General features: G+C 72.0%; 12 protein-coding genes. 2 read left to right on the top strand and 10 right to left on the bottom strand.

What is annotated here, in order from left to right:
* Positions 1-25 precede the first annotated feature (25 nt).
* The 6 genes from AC3IPY_RS02725 to gabT form a co-directional block, all read right to left on the bottom strand.
* A complete protein-coding gene (locus AC3IPY_RS02725; protein WP_489186496.1) occupies positions 26-1624 on the bottom strand; it encodes an APC family permease in 1599 nt (532 codons plus the stop codon).
* Complete coding sequence (locus AC3IPY_RS02720) at positions 1621-2523, bottom strand: universal stress protein (RefSeq protein ID WP_489186494.1); 903 nt, start codon at positions 2521-2523, stop codon at positions 1621-1623. Before AC3IPY_RS02720 ends, AC3IPY_RS02725 begins: the two co-directional genes overlap by 4 nt.
* Before the next feature lie 3 nt (positions 2524-2526).
* On the bottom strand, positions 2527-3906 hold the full coding sequence (locus AC3IPY_RS02715; protein WP_489186492.1) for a flavin monoamine oxidase family protein: 1380 nt from the start codon (positions 3904-3906) through the stop codon (positions 2527-2529).
* 150 nt (positions 3907-4056) lie between these two features.
* A complete protein-coding gene (locus AC3IPY_RS02710) occupies positions 4057-5529 on the bottom strand; it encodes an NAD-dependent succinate-semialdehyde dehydrogenase (protein ID WP_489186491.1) in 1473 nt (490 codons plus the stop codon).
* A 121-nt stretch (positions 5530-5650) separates the two neighbouring features.
* Entirely contained in the window at positions 5651-6970 is a 1320-nt protein-coding gene (locus AC3IPY_RS02705; protein ID WP_489186490.1) for a Glu/Leu/Phe/Val family dehydrogenase, read from the bottom strand.
* Positions 6967-8340: a 4-aminobutyrate--2-oxoglutarate transaminase gene (gene gabT, locus AC3IPY_RS02700; protein WP_489186488.1), complete on the bottom strand. Its 1374-nt coding sequence runs from the start codon at positions 8338-8340 to the stop codon at positions 6967-6969. Before gabT ends, AC3IPY_RS02705 begins: the two co-directional genes overlap by 4 nt.
* Before the next feature lie 109 nt (positions 8341-8449).
* Between gabT and AC3IPY_RS02695 the strand changes: the two genes are divergently transcribed.
* Positions 8450-10078, top strand: a complete 1629-nt coding sequence (locus AC3IPY_RS02695) for a PucR family transcriptional regulator (RefSeq protein ID WP_489186487.1) — start codon at positions 8450-8452, stop codon at positions 10076-10078.
* 29 nt (positions 10079-10107) lie between these two features.
* Positions 10108-10878, top strand: a complete 771-nt coding sequence (locus tag AC3IPY_RS02690; protein WP_489186486.1) for an SGNH/GDSL hydrolase family protein — start codon at positions 10108-10110, stop codon at positions 10876-10878.
* A gap of 106 nt (positions 10879-10984) precedes the next feature.
* Here AC3IPY_RS02690 and AC3IPY_RS02685 read toward each other — a convergent pair whose 3' ends face one another.
* The 4 genes from AC3IPY_RS02685 to AC3IPY_RS02670 all read right to left on the bottom strand — a co-directional run bounded on the left by AC3IPY_RS02685 (position 10985) and on the right by AC3IPY_RS02670 (position 14888).
* A complete protein-coding gene (locus AC3IPY_RS02685) occupies positions 10985-11476 on the bottom strand; it encodes an FBP domain-containing protein (protein WP_489186485.1) in 492 nt (163 codons plus the stop codon).
* A gap of 333 nt (positions 11477-11809) precedes the next feature.
* Entirely contained in the window at positions 11810-12307 is a 498-nt protein-coding gene (locus tag AC3IPY_RS02680; RefSeq protein ID WP_489186484.1) for an FBP domain-containing protein, read from the bottom strand.
* Positions 12308-12373: 66 nt separating this feature from the next.
* Entirely contained in the window at positions 12374-13447 is a 1074-nt protein-coding gene (locus AC3IPY_RS02675; RefSeq protein WP_489186483.1) for a phosphate ABC transporter substrate-binding protein PstS, read from the bottom strand.
* 139 nt (positions 13448-13586) lie between these two features.
* Positions 13587-14888 carry an aminotransferase class V-fold PLP-dependent enzyme gene (locus tag AC3IPY_RS02670; RefSeq protein WP_489186482.1) on the bottom strand — a complete coding sequence of 434 codons (1302 nt, stop codon included), beginning with the start codon at positions 14886-14888 and terminating at the stop codon, positions 13587-13589.
* Positions 14889-15005: the final 117 nt, after the last annotated feature.

The raw sequence follows: 15005 nt of genomic DNA, 5'->3' as shown, positions 1-15005 counted from the left end.
GGGATCCGCTCGGCGCGCGTGACCGCTACTCGTCGGCGACCGCCCGCGAGAGCGTCTCGCCGCGGAAGAACGCGGGGCGCTTGCGCCACTGCCACAGCATCACGCCGACGCCGCCGAGCAGCACGACCATGCCGAGCACGAACACGAGCCCGACGCCGCCGACCGAGGAGCCGGAGCCGTACTCGGGATCCATCGAGTCGAAGAGCGTCGTGAAGAACAGCACGGCGAGGATGACGCCGCCGATGAGCGGGGCCAGCAGCGTGTAGATCGTGTTGCGCACGGAGCGGAACCACACCTTGCGGAAGAACCACACGCAGGCGAACGCGGTGATGCCGTAGTAGAAGCAGATCATCATGCCGAGGGCCGTGATGGTGTCCCAGAGCACGTTCTCGCTCAGCAGGCGCATGACCGCGTAGAACACGGAGGCGACGATCGCCGACACGATGGTCGCGTAGCCGGGAGTGAAGAAGCGCGGGCTGACGCTCGCGAACTTCTCGGGGATCGCGCCGTAGTGCCCCATGGCGAGCAGGGTGCGCGCGGGCGAGACGAACGTCGACTGCAGGCTCGACGCCGAGCTGGTCAGCACGGCGAGCGAGACGAGCACTGCGAGCGGCCCCAGGATCGGGCCCGCGAGGTGGAAGAACACGTTGTCCTGGATGTCGGGGTTGCCGAGGCCGTACTCCCCCGTGCCGACGCCCGCGAAGGCGATGAGCGAGACCGAGATGAGCAGGTAGAGCACCACGATCGTGACGACGGTGATGGTCGCCGCACGGCCCGGCGTCTTCTCGGAGCCCTTCGTCTCCTCATTCATCGTGAGCGTGACATCCCAGCCCCAGAAGATGAAGATCGAGAGCGAGAGACCCGCGGCGAACGCCGAGAACGAGTCCACCGCGAACGGGTTGAACCACGACAGCTCGATCGGCGTCGCGTCGAACGCGTTGCCGTTCGCGACCTCGACGAGCGCCGCGACCGAGAAGGTCACGAGCACCGCGACCTGGAACCCCACGAGCCAGTACTGCAGCTTCTGCGTGGTCTGCATGTCGCGGTACGAGACCATCGTCGCGCCGAGCATGAACAGCAGGCAGACCGCGACGTTGACGAACGGGTTCGTCGCGATCTCGGCGATCTCGGGGTTGCCCGAGACCTGGGCGATGAGCAGGAACAGGAAGTCCACCGCGATGCCCGCGAGGTTCGAGAGCACGAGGATCGTCGCCGCGACGAGGCCCCAGCCGGCCATCCAGCCGATCCACGGGCCGAAGGCGCGCGTCGCCCACGTGAACGAGGTGCCCGAGTCGGGCATCCGCTTGTTGAGCTCGCGGTAGCCGAGCGCGACGAGCAGCATCGGGATGAACCCGACGAGGATGATCGCCGGCACCTGCACGCCCACCTCGGACACCGTCGGGCCGAGCGCGGCCGTCAGCGTGTACGCCGGTGCGATGCACGAGATGCCGATGACGATCGCGCCGATGAGGCCGACCGAGCCCGCCGACAGGCCTTTCTTCGTGATGCCGTGCTCGTCGGATGCGGCCGCTGCCGAGACGCCCGCGCCGTCGACGGCCGCGCTCGCCGAGGTGAGAGGGGCGCCCTGCGGGGCGCCCGAGTCGCCTGCCGGTTCGTTCGTCATGATGCCGCCTTCGGGGTGGATGGGCGCTGCCGGCTCGAGGTGCGCGGCACGACGATCATCGGCACGGGCAGTTCGCGGAGCATCTTCGACGCCGTCGAACCGATGAACAGGTGGTGGGGCGTCGCGAGGCGGCTGGACGCCACGAGCACGACCTCGCCCTCGTGCCAGTCGAGGCTGCGCACGGCGGCCTCGATGCTGTCGCCCTTCGCGACCGCGACCGAGACCTCGGTGCCGGCCGGCAGCTCGCGGCGGGCGGCCGCGAGCACCTCGTCGGCGTGGGCCGTGCTCGTGAGCTCGGCGAGGCCCTCGTCCATGCCCGCCGGCAGGTCGATCGAGACCAGCGAGAGCAGGCGCACCGGGGCGTGCATGGCCTTCGAGAGCCGCACGGCCTCGTCGAGCAGCGCGCTCGCGCCCGGGCGCGAGCCGACGGCCGCGGTGATGCGGGAGACGCCGGCGGATGCCGCGAGCTCACGTGAACCCGACGGTGCGAGTGCGACCGGCACATCCGAGGAGTGCAGGAGTTCGTTCGCGACCGAGCCGATGCGCGAGCGACCCAGGATGCCGCCGCGGGCCGCGCCCACGATGATCAGGGAGGCGCCGAACTCGTGCGCGGCCTCGATGAGCCCCTCGGCGAACGACTCCGCGTACCGCACGTGCAACGACTGCGCGACATCCGGATCGAGGCCCTTCGACGCCTTGGTCAGCCACGCGCGCGACTGCGCCTTGAGGTGACGCTCGTACCCGACATCCGACGGCACGGTGCTGTTGCGCGCCTCGCTCGGGAGCACCATCACGACGTCGAGCAACGCCTCGCTCGCGGTCGCGAGCCGCGTCGCGAACGCGAGAGCGTCGGCGCCGTGCTCGTTCGCGGTGTACCCGACGACGAAGCGCGCGGACACGGGTCAGCCCTCCGCGAGGATGGCGGCGGCGACCTCGCGGCCGACGCGGATCGCGCCGTCCACGTGCTGGTAGCCCTTGCCGGCCATGTCGCTGCACGAGAAGTGGATCGGGCCGACGGGCGTGCGCAGGTCGGCGCCGTACCGGGCGAGGCCGCCCATGTCGAAGCTCGCCGCGTACGCGCCGCGGGTCCACTCCTCGGAGCCCCAGTCGCTCTCGTAGTAGACGACCGGGTTCTTCGCCTGCTCGCCGTAGTAGTGCGAGAGCGACTCGAGGATGCGCTCCTTGCGCTCCTCGGCGCCGAGCGTGAAGACGCCGTCGGCCTCCTCGTCGGAGACGAAGCCGACGAGCGTGCCGCGCGGGTCGGCGTGGTTCGTGTTGTCGTAGGCCTCGTGCACGAGCTCGTACGGGCTGAATGCCGTGCCGCTGAGGCCGGCCTCGCGCCAGAACGGCGTCTCGTAGACGGCGTGCACCTTGATGACGAAGCCCATCGAGAGGTGCTGGTGCAGCTGGTGCTGGCGGCGCGGCAGCGGCGGCTCGTACGAGATGCGGCTGATGAGCACGGGCGCGAGCGCGAGGATCACGCGCTTCGCGTGCACCTCGAGGTCGTCGGTCACGGCCACGACGCCCGCATCGGGGTTCGCGGCCCGGCCTTCGACGCCCGCCCAGCGGAGCTTGCGCACCGGCTGGCCGAGGCGCACCGCGCCGCCGAGCTTCTCGGCGAGGAGCAGCGGCACCTGCTGCAGGCCGCCGACGACGCGCTTGTCGAGGATGAAGTCCGCGTCGACGAGGTTCGAGAACGAGCCCGCCGAGGCGGCCATGAGCAGCGCCTGCAGCGCCGAGAACGCGTGCGCGGGCTTGGTGAGCATCGCACCGGCGATGAACATGCCGATGTTGAGCTTCGCCTCCTCATCGTCGGTCTGCGTGCCGAGCCACTCGGCGAACGAGACCTCGTCGAGCTCCTTCGCGCGCGGGTGCACCCACGGGGCGTCGGGGTCGATCTCGGCGACGAGCGCGTCGAGCTTCTCGATGAGGCCGACGATCTCGCCCTCGGTCTTCGCCGGCACCGGGAAGATGTCGCCCTCGAAGAGGCGGCGTTCGCCGTCCTCGCCGATGTAGACGTTCTCGCCCTCGCGGAAGCGCGAGTAGGTCTCGAGGCCGAGCTCGTCGATGGTCTCGATGAGGGCGTCCTGGTCGGGCGAGACCCACTGGCCGCCGATCTCGAGCATGGCGCCGTCGATGTCGTCGGTCCAGAGGCGGCCGCCGATGCGGTCGCGAGCCTCGAGCACGACGACGGACTTGCCGGCGTCCTTCAGCTTGTTCGCGGCGGTGAGGCCGGAGGCCCCGGCGCCGACGATGACGACGTCGCAGTCGATGCGTTCCATGTCCTTGCTTTCTGTCTGCGTGTTGCCTGCTTCACAATTCAGGAACATCTGGTGGTTATGGTCGGGTCGCCGCGGCGAGATCCGCGGATTTCCGGGGCGGCCGACGAGCCCGTTCCTGAATTCTGAAAGTGGAGAGAGGGAGGGGAAGGGTCAGTCGACCGGGATGAGCGTGTACTTCGTGTCGAGGTACTCGTGGATGCCCTCGAGCCCGCCCTCGCGGCCGATGCCCGACTGCTTCACGCCGCCGAACGGCGCGGCGGCGTTCGAGACGAGGCCGGTGTTCAGCCCCATCATCCCGGTGGCGAGGCGCTCGATGAGGCGGTGGCCGCGCGCCAGGTCTTTCGTGAAGACGTAGGAGACGAGTCCGTACTCGGTGTCGTTGGCGAGGCGCACGGCCTCGTCCTCGTCGGAGAACGTCGTGATGGCGAGCACCGGGCCGAAGATCTCCTCGGAGAGCAGTCGGGTGCCGGCCGAGACGCCCGCGAGCACGGTCGGCGCGTAGAACGTGCCGTCGCCGTCGACGATGCGCGCACCGCCGGTGAGCACGCTCGCGCCGCGCGAGACCGCGTCCTGCACGAGCTCGTCGGTGGAGTCCACGGCCTTGCCGTCGATGAGCGGGCCGATGTTCACGCCCTCCTCGGTGCCGCGCCCGACCTTCATGGCCTCGACGCGCTCGGCCACGCGGGCCGCGAAGGCGTCTGCCACCGACTCGTGCACGATGAAACGGTTCGCCGCCGTGCAGGCCTGGCCGATGTTGCGGAACTTCGCGAGCATCGCGCCGTCGACGGCCTTGTCGAGGTCGGCGTCCTCGAACACGACGAAGGGCGCGTTGCCGCCCAACTCCATCGACGTGCGCAGGATGCCGGTCGCGGCCTGCTTCATGAGGGCCCGGCCGACGCCGGTCGACCCGGTGAACGAGAGCTTGCGCAGGCGCGGGTCCTCGATGATCGGGCCCGAGACCGCCGACGACGTCGACGTCGCGACGACGTTGACCACACCGGCCGGCAGGCCGACCTCCTCGAGCAACTGCACGAACGCGATGGTCGTGAGCGGGGTCAGCGCGGCCGGCTTGACGACGACCGTGCAACCCGCGGCGAGCGCGGGGGCGATCTTGCGGGTCGCCATGGCGAGCGGGAAGTTCCACGGCGTGATGAAGAACGACGGGCCGACGGGGCGCTGCGAGACGATCATGCGACCGGTGCCCTCGGGGTTCAGGCCGTAGCGGCCCGCGATGCGCACGGCCTCCTCACTGAACCAGCGCAGGAACTCGCCGCCGTAGGCGACCTCGCCGCGCGCCTCTGCGAGCGGCTTGCCCATCTCGAGCGTCATGAGCAGCGCGAACTCCTCCTTGCGCTCCTGCAGCAGGTCGAAGGCGCGGCGCAACAGCTCGCCGCGCTCGCGCGGGGCGGTCGCGGCCCATGCGTCCTGGGCGGCCACGGCGGCGTCGAGCGCACGGATGCCGTCGGCGGGCGAGGCATCCGCGATCTGCTTGATGGTGCGGCCGGTCGAGGGGTCCTCGACGTCGAGGGTCCTGCCGCCCTCGGCGTCGACCCACTCGCCGCCGATGAAGAGGCGGTGTTCGACGGCGTCGAGCACGGAGGTTTCGAGCGTTGCGTTCGTCATGCGGGTTCCTGTCCGGTTCGCTTCGAAGTCGGTGATGATGAGGTGCGGATGCCGCGAGCCGCGGTTGCCCGAACCTGTGGGTTGCGGGCGATCGAGGCCGGCGGCGGAGGGTGGTGGTGGGTCAGGGGTACAGGCCGCGGAGGCGGTGCGCATCGGCCACGCGTTCGACGGCGAGTGCCGTGGCCGCGGTGCGAAGTGAGAGCCCCCTGGTCTCGGCGTACCCCAGCACGTGCTGCCACGCGTTGAGCATCCGCTCCTCCAGTCTGGTCTCCACCTCGTCGGCGCGCCACCAGTAGGCCTGATTCGCCTGCACCCACTCGAAGTAGGAGACGATCACGCCGCCGGCGTTCGCGAGGATGTCGGGCACCACGAGGATGCCGCGCTCGCGCATGATCGTGTCGGCCGTGGGCGTCGTCGGGCCGTTCGCGCCCTCGACGACGACGCGCGCACGCACGTCGCCGGCGTTGGACTCGTGCAGCACGCCCTCGACCGCGGCGGGCACGAGCAGGTCGACGTCGAGCGTGAGCAGGTCGGCGCCGTCGAGCGGTTCGGCGCCGGCGAATCCGACGACCGATCCCGTCGAGCGCACATGCTCGTTCAGGGCCTCGATGTCGAGGCCCGCGGCGTTGAACACCGCGCCGTACTGGTCGCTCACCCCGGCGACGCGCACCCCGGCTTCGGACAGGAACCGCGCGGCATCCGCACCGACCTTGCCGAAGCCCTGCACGGCCGCCGTCGCGCCGGCGGGCTCGATGCCCACGTGGCGCAGGGCTGCGAGTGCGATGTGGGTGACGCCGCGGGAGGTCGCCGAGGCGCGACCCTGCGAGCCGCCGAGCGCGATGGGCTTGCCGGTCACGATGCCGGGCACCGTGTAGCCGCTGCTGACGGAGTAGGTGTCCATCATCCAGGCCATCGTCTGCTCGTCGGTGCCGATGTCGGGCGCGGGGATGTCGCGCTCCGGGCCGATGATCGGCAGGATCTCGCTCGTGTAGCGGCGGGTCACGCGCTCGAGCTCGGCCGTGGAGTGCTCGCGGGGGTCGATCGCGACGCCGCCCTTCGCGCCGCCGTACGGCACGTCGAGCAGGGCGCACTTCCAGGTCATCCACATCGCGAGGGCCCGCACCTCGTCGAGGTTGACGTTGGGCGCGTACCGCAGGCCGCCCTTGGCCGGGCCGCGCGAGAAGTTGTGCTGCACGCGGTAACCGACGAACAGGCGGCTCTCGCCGGTGTCCATGCGCAGCGGCACGGCGACCGTGAGCTCGCGGCGCGGGGTGGCGAGCATCTGGTGCAGGCCGTCGTTGTAGCCGAGCAGGGCCACCGCCTCGGCGAGCTGGGAGCGCGCGTCGGTCAGCGGGGTGGCGATGTGGTCGGCGGATGCCGCGGGCCGGGCGGATGCCGCGGAGCCGGCGATCACGACGTCGTTGTCGGTGAGCGTGGTCATGCCTTCTTGAGTCCTTCCGCGACGACCTGCAGTCCCTCGATGAGGAGGTCGTCGGTGATGGTGAGCGGGGGGAGGAAGCGGATCACGTTGCCGTAGGTTCCGCAGGTGAGCACGAGCACGCCCTGCGAGTGGGCGTACGCGGCGACCTTTCCGGTGAGCGCGGCGTCGGGTGCGCCGGTCGCGGGATCGACGAGCTCGATGGCGACCATGGCGCCCCGGCCGCGGACGTCGCCGATGCGGGCGTCGGTCGTGCGCAGGGCGTTCAGGCGGCCGATGAGCACGGCGCCGATCTCGCGGGCGCGCTCGATGAGGCCGTCCTGCTCGTACGACTCGATCGAGGCGAGGGCGGCGACGCAGGCGAGCGGGTTGCCGGCGTAGGTGCCGCCGAGACCGCCGGCGCCGGCGGCGTCCATGATCTCGGCGCGGCCGGTGACCGCCGAGAGCGGCAGGCCGCCGGCGATGCCCTTGGCCGTGGTGATGAGGTCGGGCACGATGCCCTCGAGGTCGCTCGCGAACCAGGCGCCCGTGCGGCCGAAGCCGGACTGCACCTCGTCGGCGATGAAGACGACGTCGTTGGCGCGGCACCACTCGACGAGGGCCGGCAGGAACCCGGCGGCGGGCACGATGAAGCCGCCCTCGCCCTGGATGGGCTCGATGATCATGGCGGCGAGGTTCTCGGCGCCGATCTGCTTCTCGATCTGCAGGATGGCGCGGGCCGCGGCCTCGGCGCCGCTGAGGCCGCCGTCGCGGTAGGGGTAGCTGAGCGGCACGCGGTACACCTCGGGCGCGAACGGGCCGAAGCCGTTCTTGTACGGGATGTTCTTCGCGGTGAGGCCCATGGTGAGGTTCGTGCGGCCGTGGTAGGCGTGGTCGAACGCGACGACGGCCTGCTTCTTCGTGTACGCGCGGGCGATCTTCACCGCGTTCTCGACGGCTTCGGCGCCGGAGTTGAAGAGGGCCGAGCGCTTCGCGTGGTCGCCGGGGGTGAGCTCGTTGAGCTTCTCGGCGACGTCGACGTAGGAGTCGTAGGGCGCGACGGTGAAGCAGGTGTGCGTGAAGGCGTTGAGCTGCTTCGTCACGGCCTCGACGACGCGCGGGTTGGCGTTGCCGACGCCCGTGACGGCGATGCCGGAGCCGAGGTCGATGAGCGAGTTGCCGTCGGCGTCGACGAGCACGCCGCCGCCGCCCGCGACGATCGCGACGGGGATCGTGGTTCCGACGCCGGACGCAACGGCCTCGGCCTTGCGGGCCATGAGCTCCTGCGAGCGCGGGCCCGGGATGGCCGTGACCAGGCGTCGCTCCTGCGGGAGCGCCGGGCCTCCGGCTGCGGTGGCCGGGGTGGCGGCGGCCTGGGTCTCGACGAGCGTCATGGCATGCTCCGATCAGGGGTGTGACGACGGTGGCTGATGCCGCAATGCTAGGTCGCCCCGAGCGGATGTCGCAGCGCCCGCCTGTACACTGAACTGGCGTTGAGTAGACATGACGTACAGGAGCCCCGTGAAGCCGACCGTGCAGACCCTCCTCGACCGCGACGAGCTCGGGCTCGGGCTGCTCACGCCGTCGTCCGGACTCCCCGGCGCCGCGCTCTCGGCGCCCGTCGTCTGGGCGCACAGCTCCGACCTCGCCGATCCGACGCCCTTCCTCGACGCGGGGCACGTGCTGCTCACGACCGGCACGCAGTTCGAGGGCGATGCGGCGGGGGCGGATGCCGCGGGCTTCGCACGCACCTACGTCGAACGCCTGCGCGAGCGAGGGGTCGCCGCCCTCGGGTTCGGAACCGAGGTGATCCGCGACGGCACGCCCGCAGCCCTCGTCGAGGCCTGCATCGAGCTCGGGCTCCCGCTCTTCGAGGTGCCCTACCGCGTGCCGTTCATCGCGATCGCGAAGCTCGTCGCCGACCTGCTCTCCGAAGACGCGTACGCGCGGCAGGCGTGGGCGTTCTCCGCGCAGCGCGCGATCTCGCGGGCGGCCCTGCGCCCCGACGGGCTCTCGGCCACGCTCGGCGAGCTCTCCGAACGCCTCGGCACCTGGGTCGGGCTCGTCGACGCGACCGGTGCGCTCGATCGCGAGGCGCCCGCCGGCGGGCTCGTGCAGCCCGCGCTCGGCGAGGTCGTCGGCGAGGCGAGGTCGATGCTGCGGCGCGGCCAGCGCGCCGGGCGCACGCTCCTCGCGGGCGAGTCCGTCGGCGATCCGCAGCGCATCACCCTGCAGACGCTCGGCGCGGGCGGCGCGCTCCGCGGCGTGCTCGCCATCGGCGACTCCCCACAGCTCGACCAGGCGGGGCGCGAGGTCGTGACCTCGGTCATCGCGCTCGCGGGCCTCTCGCTCGAGCAGAACCGCAACCTCGACCGCGCGCGCGGGCACCTGCGCACCGGGCTCCTCCGCAGCCTGCTGGCCGGCGACACGGCTCTGGCCGATGGCGTCGCCACCGAGATGTGGGGGCCGCTCCCGTCGTCACCCGTGCGCATCGCGGTGACGGATGCCCCGGGGCCGGCGTTCGACCGCATGGGCGAGCTGCTCGAGCTCCGCGTCGACGAGCGAGGCGGCCGACTCTTCTTCGCTCGCGACGACGAGCGGGTGGTGCTCGTGCTCGAGGCGGCCGACAGTGCGCTCGCCGAGGAGCTCTCGTCGGAGTTCGAGGTGCCGGTCGGCCTCTCCGACGCGGTCGCGCTCGACGCGCTCGCCGTCGCGCACGAGCAGGCGCTGCGCGCGCTCGACCGGGCCCGCGAGACGGGTGCGCGCAACCCCGTCGGCCCTGGCGCCGCCGGCAGCCCCAGTGCGCCGCGCGGCCCGCGGGTCGTCGCCTTCGACGAGATCAGCCGGCAGGGCGTGCTCGCCTTCCTCGCCCGCACCGATGCCAGGGCCGTCGCGATCGCGACGCTCGCGCCGCTCGTGGAGCACGACGCGGCATCCGGCACCGCACTCGTCGAGACGGTGCGCACCTGGCTCGAGCACGGCGGCCAGTTCGACGCGACGGCGCAGCAGCTCGGCGTGCACCGCCATACGGTTCGCAGCCGCATCGCCCTCGCCGAGCGCCTGCTCGACCGCGACCTCTCGGGCTTCCATGCGCGCGCCGACCTCTGGGCGGCCCTCCTCGCGGTGCAGTAGCGACCCGACCGAAGAGTAGCGTTGGACGCATGTTCCACTCCTATGCCGCCATCGGCGACAGCTTCACCGAGGGCGTCGGCGACGAGCTGCCCGACGGCAGTGTCCGCGGTTGGGCCGACTTCGTCGCGATGGGCCTCGCGCAGGCCGCCCGCGAGCCGATCGGCTACGCCAACCTCGCGATCCGCGGCCGCAAGCTCGGACCCATCATCGACGAGCAGCTCGAGGCGGCCATCGCGCTCAAGCCCGAGCTGCTGAGCTTCAACGGCGGCGGCAACGACATGCTGCGCCCCCGCATGGACGAGCAGACGACCGCGGCGCGCTTCCGCCAGGCGATCCACCGCATCCGCGAGGAGGGCATCCACGTGCTCATGCTGAGCGGGGCGAACCCGACCGAGCACCTGCCCCTCGGCAAGGTGTTCGACGCGCGTGGCGCCCGGCTCACCACGGCCCTGGTCGACCTCGCCGACGTTCCCGGCGTCACGTTCGTCGACAACTTCAACGATCGCGGACTCCGCGACATCCGCTACTGGTCGGCCGACAAGCTGCACCTGAACTCGCTGGGCCACGCGCGCGTGGCGAGCAACGTGCTCACCGCGATCGGCGTGCCCGTGCCCGACGAGTGGGGCGTCGCCGAGGTCGCAGCCGCGCCCCCCGGCCCGCGCAGCCGCAACACGGCCGCGTACTACCGCGAGTTCGTGCTGCCGTGGATCGGCCGGCGCCTCACCGGGCGGTCGTCCGGTGACGGCCGCGAGCCCAAGCGCGCCACGCTCGAACCGCTCGAGCCGGATGCCGCGCGCTGACGCGCACCCCGTCCGACCGGGCGGACCCGACCGGACCCTCCCCGACGCACTCCGACACTGATCCTCTCCTGGCATCAGTGTCGGAGTCGGCCGCACCTGCCGTCGGCTAGGAGCCCCCGCGCACCGCCTGCACGAATCCGGCGACGTGCTCGCGCAGCGCCGCCATGCGGCGGAGCCGCGCGGCCTCGACGTCGTAGCCCAGGTAGGCGACCGGCGGCAGCCGTCGTACGTTCCTCGAGCACTCGAACTTCGCGCAGGCGAGCGTGCCGATGGTGTCGCCGTTGCGCCCCGACGCGCCCGCGCGCTTGGCCGTGTAGAACACGACGTCGTTCGGCAGCGTCACGTCCTCGCACCACGAGCACTGCGGCCGCGTGCGGATGCGGCCGTCGGCCTCGCGGAGCATGACGCCGACGAGTTCGCCGCCGTGTTCGACCACGACGTATCCGACCTTCGGAAGCTTGGGGTCGCGCCAGCCGAGGAAGTCGAGCTTCTCCCAGTCGAGGTCGGCGAAACCCGCCGGGAGGGTGACCGAGGCGCGTTCGCGCTGGGTCGCGTTGATGAACGAGGCGCGGATGCGCTTGTCGTCGAGGGGAAGCATGTCAGAGTCCTTCGTCGTGTCGGGTCGCTCGCGCGAACCCGTTCAAGTGGTGCTGTTCCGTAGGGAAGATGCCCGTGCGGCGATGGCCGGTCACGGGAGGAGGCGCGCCGAGGCGCGGCAGGTCACGGGCGCGACGGCCCTCTGCGGCCGGCTGCGAAGGCGCCGACGACCTCCTGACGCCCGACGGGCATCGCGAACGGAATGTGCTGACTCACGGTGGCGAGTGTACACACCGGGTCTGAACCTCGGCTCAGCTCGGGCCGGCCAGCGCCTTCATCTCGCGACTCGACACGATCGATCGGGTGACGTCATCGTCGGTCTCTCGCCCGCGCCTCAGGCCGTCGCGACGACGCCGGCGACGAAGGCGCGCGTGCGCCGGGCGAGGCCCTCGATGCGCTCGAGCTCGCGCAGGCTCGGCAGCACCTCGGAGGGTCCGGCGGGGCGGCCGAGACGTACGGTCTCCTGGCAGGCGAGGTCGCTGCACATGTAGGTGCCGACGCTGTCGCCGCGCTCGCCGGCGGGGCCCGCCTTGCGGGCCGAGATGATCGCGACCTGGTCGGCGGGCTGCTGCGTATGGCAGAGGTTGCAGATCGCGGCGCGGTGGTGCGAACCGCTCGCCGCGGGCGTGCGCAGCACGACGCCGACCGGTTCGCCGTCGAGCTCGGTCACGAGGTAGCCGCGCGTGGGGATGCGCGGGTCGCGCCACGCGAACGCGTCCAGATGCGCCCATTCGGTCACGAAGAACGACACCGGCAGCGAGAGCTGGTCGAGCTCGGCCTCGGAGGCGTTGCGGATCGCCGCGCGCACCTCGGTCTCGCTCAGTGCTCGCATGCAGCTCCCCGTCCGTTCGTCGAGCGCCTCGCCGTGCAGGCGTCGCCCCCTACGATCTCATCACCGTCAGCCGATCGTGTCGACCACGGCCTGCACCCGGGCGCGCAGGTCGTCGGAGATCGGCGCCGACCCGGCGTCGTCGGCCGCGGCATCCTGCCCCTCGACGCTCGCGACCCACGAGAGGTAGGCCTGCACGATCTCACCCTCACCGGCGTCGGCGTACTCGCGACAGGCGATGACGTAGCTCACGAGCACGAGCGGGTACACGCCGGCGACGTCGGTCGCACGGTCGATGTCGATCACGAGGTCGCCGTCGGCGCGGCCCGCCTCGACGGGCGACACGTCGACGATCGCGGCCGCGGAGGCGGCATCCGGTGCCACGACGTCGTCGCCGACCACGAGCGAGGCCACGCCCATGCCCTGCGCACGCGAGGCATCGAGGTAGCCGATCACGTTGACGCCGTCGCGGATGACGCCCGCGATGCCCGAACTGCCCTGTGCGGCCTCCCCCTGGAACGGGAAGGCGTCGTCGGGCTCGTTCGGCCACTCGGCGGGGGCGGCCTCGTGCAGGTAGTCGGTGAAGTTCCAGGTGGTTCCGCTGTCGTCGGAGCGGTGCACGGCCGTGATGCGCGCGTCGGGCAGCGCCGCGCCCGGATTCAGCGCCACGAGCGCCGGGTCGTTCCAGCGGTCGAGGTCGCCGCTGAAGATGCGGGCGACGGATGCCGCGTCGAGATGCAGCTCGTCGACGCCCTCGACGTTGAATGCGAGCACGATGGGCGAGAGGTAGACGGGCAGGTCGACCGCCCCGGCACCCGGAGCGCAGCGCCCCACGTCGCCGCTCGTCTGGTCGGCGGCGAGCGCCGCGTCGCTGCCCGCGTACGAGACCGCGCCCGCGAGGAACTGGTCGCGCCCCGCACCCGAACCCGCGGGGTCGTAGTCGACCGTGACGCTGCCGTGCGCCTGCTGGAACCCGGCGATCCACACGTCTTGGGCGGCGCCCTGCGCGGAGGAGCCCGCGCCCTCGATGGTTCCGGAGAGATGGCTCTCGCCCTGGCCCTGCTCGTTCACGGCGCAGCCCGTGAGCAGGAGTGCGGTGGCGGCCAGGACGCCGATCAGGCGGATGGTCGGGTTCGCGCGCATGACTCCATCGTATTGAGCGTGAGCACCCGAGCCCGAACACGCGCCCCGGGGCATCCGCTCGGGGCACATCGGTTCAGCGAACGCGCGCTCAGGAACGACGGCCGCTCAGGGAACGACCGCGCTCAGGGAATGACGGGCCTCAGGGAATGACGGGCCAGGGGCGATCGTCGATCACAGGACACCAGCCGCCCGGAGTGCGCGAGTACTCGAACGCCGGGCCCTCGGTGACGAGCCGCGCGAGCGCCTCGAGGAACCGGTCGACGTCGTCGCCGGTCGAGCCCGCGCCGAGGCTCGCCCGCAGTCCGTTGGAGCGGGTCGAGACGCGGTCGAAGAACGGGTGCGCGCAGAACCGGCCGGCCCGCACCGAGATGCCGTGCTCGGCGCCGAGCGCCGCGGCGATGAGCCCGACGGATCCGTGTTCGAGCTCGATGGTCGCGATGGCGAGCCGGTCGTGCGCGTCGTCGAAGCCGCGGATGACGCGGACGCCGGGCAGCGCATCGAGCCCCTCGTGCAGGCGCGCGGTGAGCTGCGCCTCGTGCGCCTCGCGCTCGGCGTCGCCGAGGCGCTCGAGTTCGGCGAGCGCCCTGGCGAGCGCGGCGATGCCGACGACGTTGGGGGTGCCGGCCTCGTGGCGGTCGGCACCGACCTTGTACTCGACCTCGTCGAGCCCGACGTGCTCGACGGCCCCGCCGCCGGCCAGGAACGCAGGCGCCGCGTCGAGCCAGTCGGCCCGGCCGACGAGGGCGCCCGACCCGAACGGCGCATACGCCTTGTGCCCCGAGAACGCGACGTAGTCGAGGTCGGATGCCGCGAGGTCGACGCGGCGGTGGGGCAGCAGCTGTGCGGCGTCGACCGCGATGCGCGCGCCGTGCGCGTGCGCGATGCGGGCGAGCTCGGCGATCGGCAGCACCTCGCCCGTCACGTTGGACGCACCCGTGACCGAGAGCAGTGCGGCGGGTCGGGCGGCGAGTTCGGCCTCGAGGGCGACGAGCGTCTCGGCGATCGAGGCGCGGGCGACCACGACGCGGCGGTCGCGCCACGGCAGCAGGTTGGCGTGGTGCTCGATGTCGAGCACCACGGTCTCGCCGGGCACCGCGGTCGCGAGCAGGTTGAGCGCCTCGGTCGTGTTGCGCGTGAAGACGACGAGGTCGCCGTCGCGGGCGCCGACGTGGCGGCCGACCGCGACGCGCGCGTCTTCGACGATGGCGGTCGTGGCCTGCGACGGGTAGCCACTGCCGCGGTGCACGCTCGCGTAGTACGGCAGCAGCCGCGTGACATGCGCGGCGACGACGGCGAGCGCGGGGGCGGATGCCGCGAGGTCGAGGTTCACGTGCCGCACGCTCGCACCGCCGAGCACGGGGATCTCGAGGCCGGCATCGGCGAGCTCGGCGAGCGGCCCGAGTGCGGCCCCGCCCGAGGCATCCGTCGTGGACGCTGCCATGCTCGCCGCCTCCGTCGTTCGCGCTGCGCGGACGGCGGTGGTCTCGGTGGCGATCACGGGGCACTCCTCGGGTGTGGTTCGTCGAGGCTACGGACGCCCGCTCGGGGTCTCAACCCT

The sequence above is a fragment of the Agromyces sp. GL_144 genome, assembly GCF_057834305.1.
This window is presented reverse-complemented; position numbering and strand designations above follow the sequence as displayed.

Bases quoted from the DNA above. Each gene is read 5' to 3' on its own strand.
- AC3IPY_RS02680 (WP_489186484.1), bottom strand. From the start codon at position 12,307: ATGCGAGCACTGAGCGAGACCGAGGTGCGCGCGGCGATCCGCAACGCC.
- AC3IPY_RS02690 (WP_489186486.1), top strand. From the start codon at position 10,108: ATGTTCCACTCCTATGCCGCCATCGGCGACAGCTTCACCGAGGGCGTC.
- AC3IPY_RS02705 (WP_489186490.1), bottom strand. From the start codon at position 6,970: ATGACCACGCTCACCGACAACGACGTCGTGATCGCCGGCTCCGCGGCA.
- gabT (WP_489186488.1), bottom strand. From the start codon at position 8,340: ATGACGCTCGTCGAGACCCAGGCCGCCGCCACCCCGGCCACCGCAGCC.
- AC3IPY_RS02675 (WP_489186483.1), bottom strand. From the start codon at position 13,447: ATGCGCGCGAACCCGACCATCCGCCTGATCGGCGTCCTGGCCGCCACC.
- AC3IPY_RS02695 (WP_489186487.1), top strand. From the start codon at position 8,450: ATGACGTACAGGAGCCCCGTGAAGCCGACCGTGCAGACCCTCCTCGAC.
- AC3IPY_RS02685 (WP_489186485.1), bottom strand. From the start codon at position 11,476: ATGCTTCCCCTCGACGACAAGCGCATCCGCGCCTCGTTCATCAACGCG.
- AC3IPY_RS02715 (WP_489186492.1), bottom strand. From the start codon at position 3,906: ATGGAACGCATCGACTGCGACGTCGTCATCGTCGGCGCCGGGGCCTCC.
- AC3IPY_RS02710 (WP_489186491.1), bottom strand. From the start codon at position 5,529: ATGACGAACGCAACGCTCGAAACCTCCGTGCTCGACGCCGTCGAACAC.
- AC3IPY_RS02670 (WP_489186482.1), bottom strand. From the start codon at position 14,888: ATGGCAGCGTCCACGACGGATGCCTCGGGCGGGGCCGCACTCGGGCCG.
- AC3IPY_RS02725 (WP_489186496.1), bottom strand. From the start codon at position 1,624: ATGACGAACGAACCGGCAGGCGACTCGGGCGCCCCGCAGGGCGCCCCT.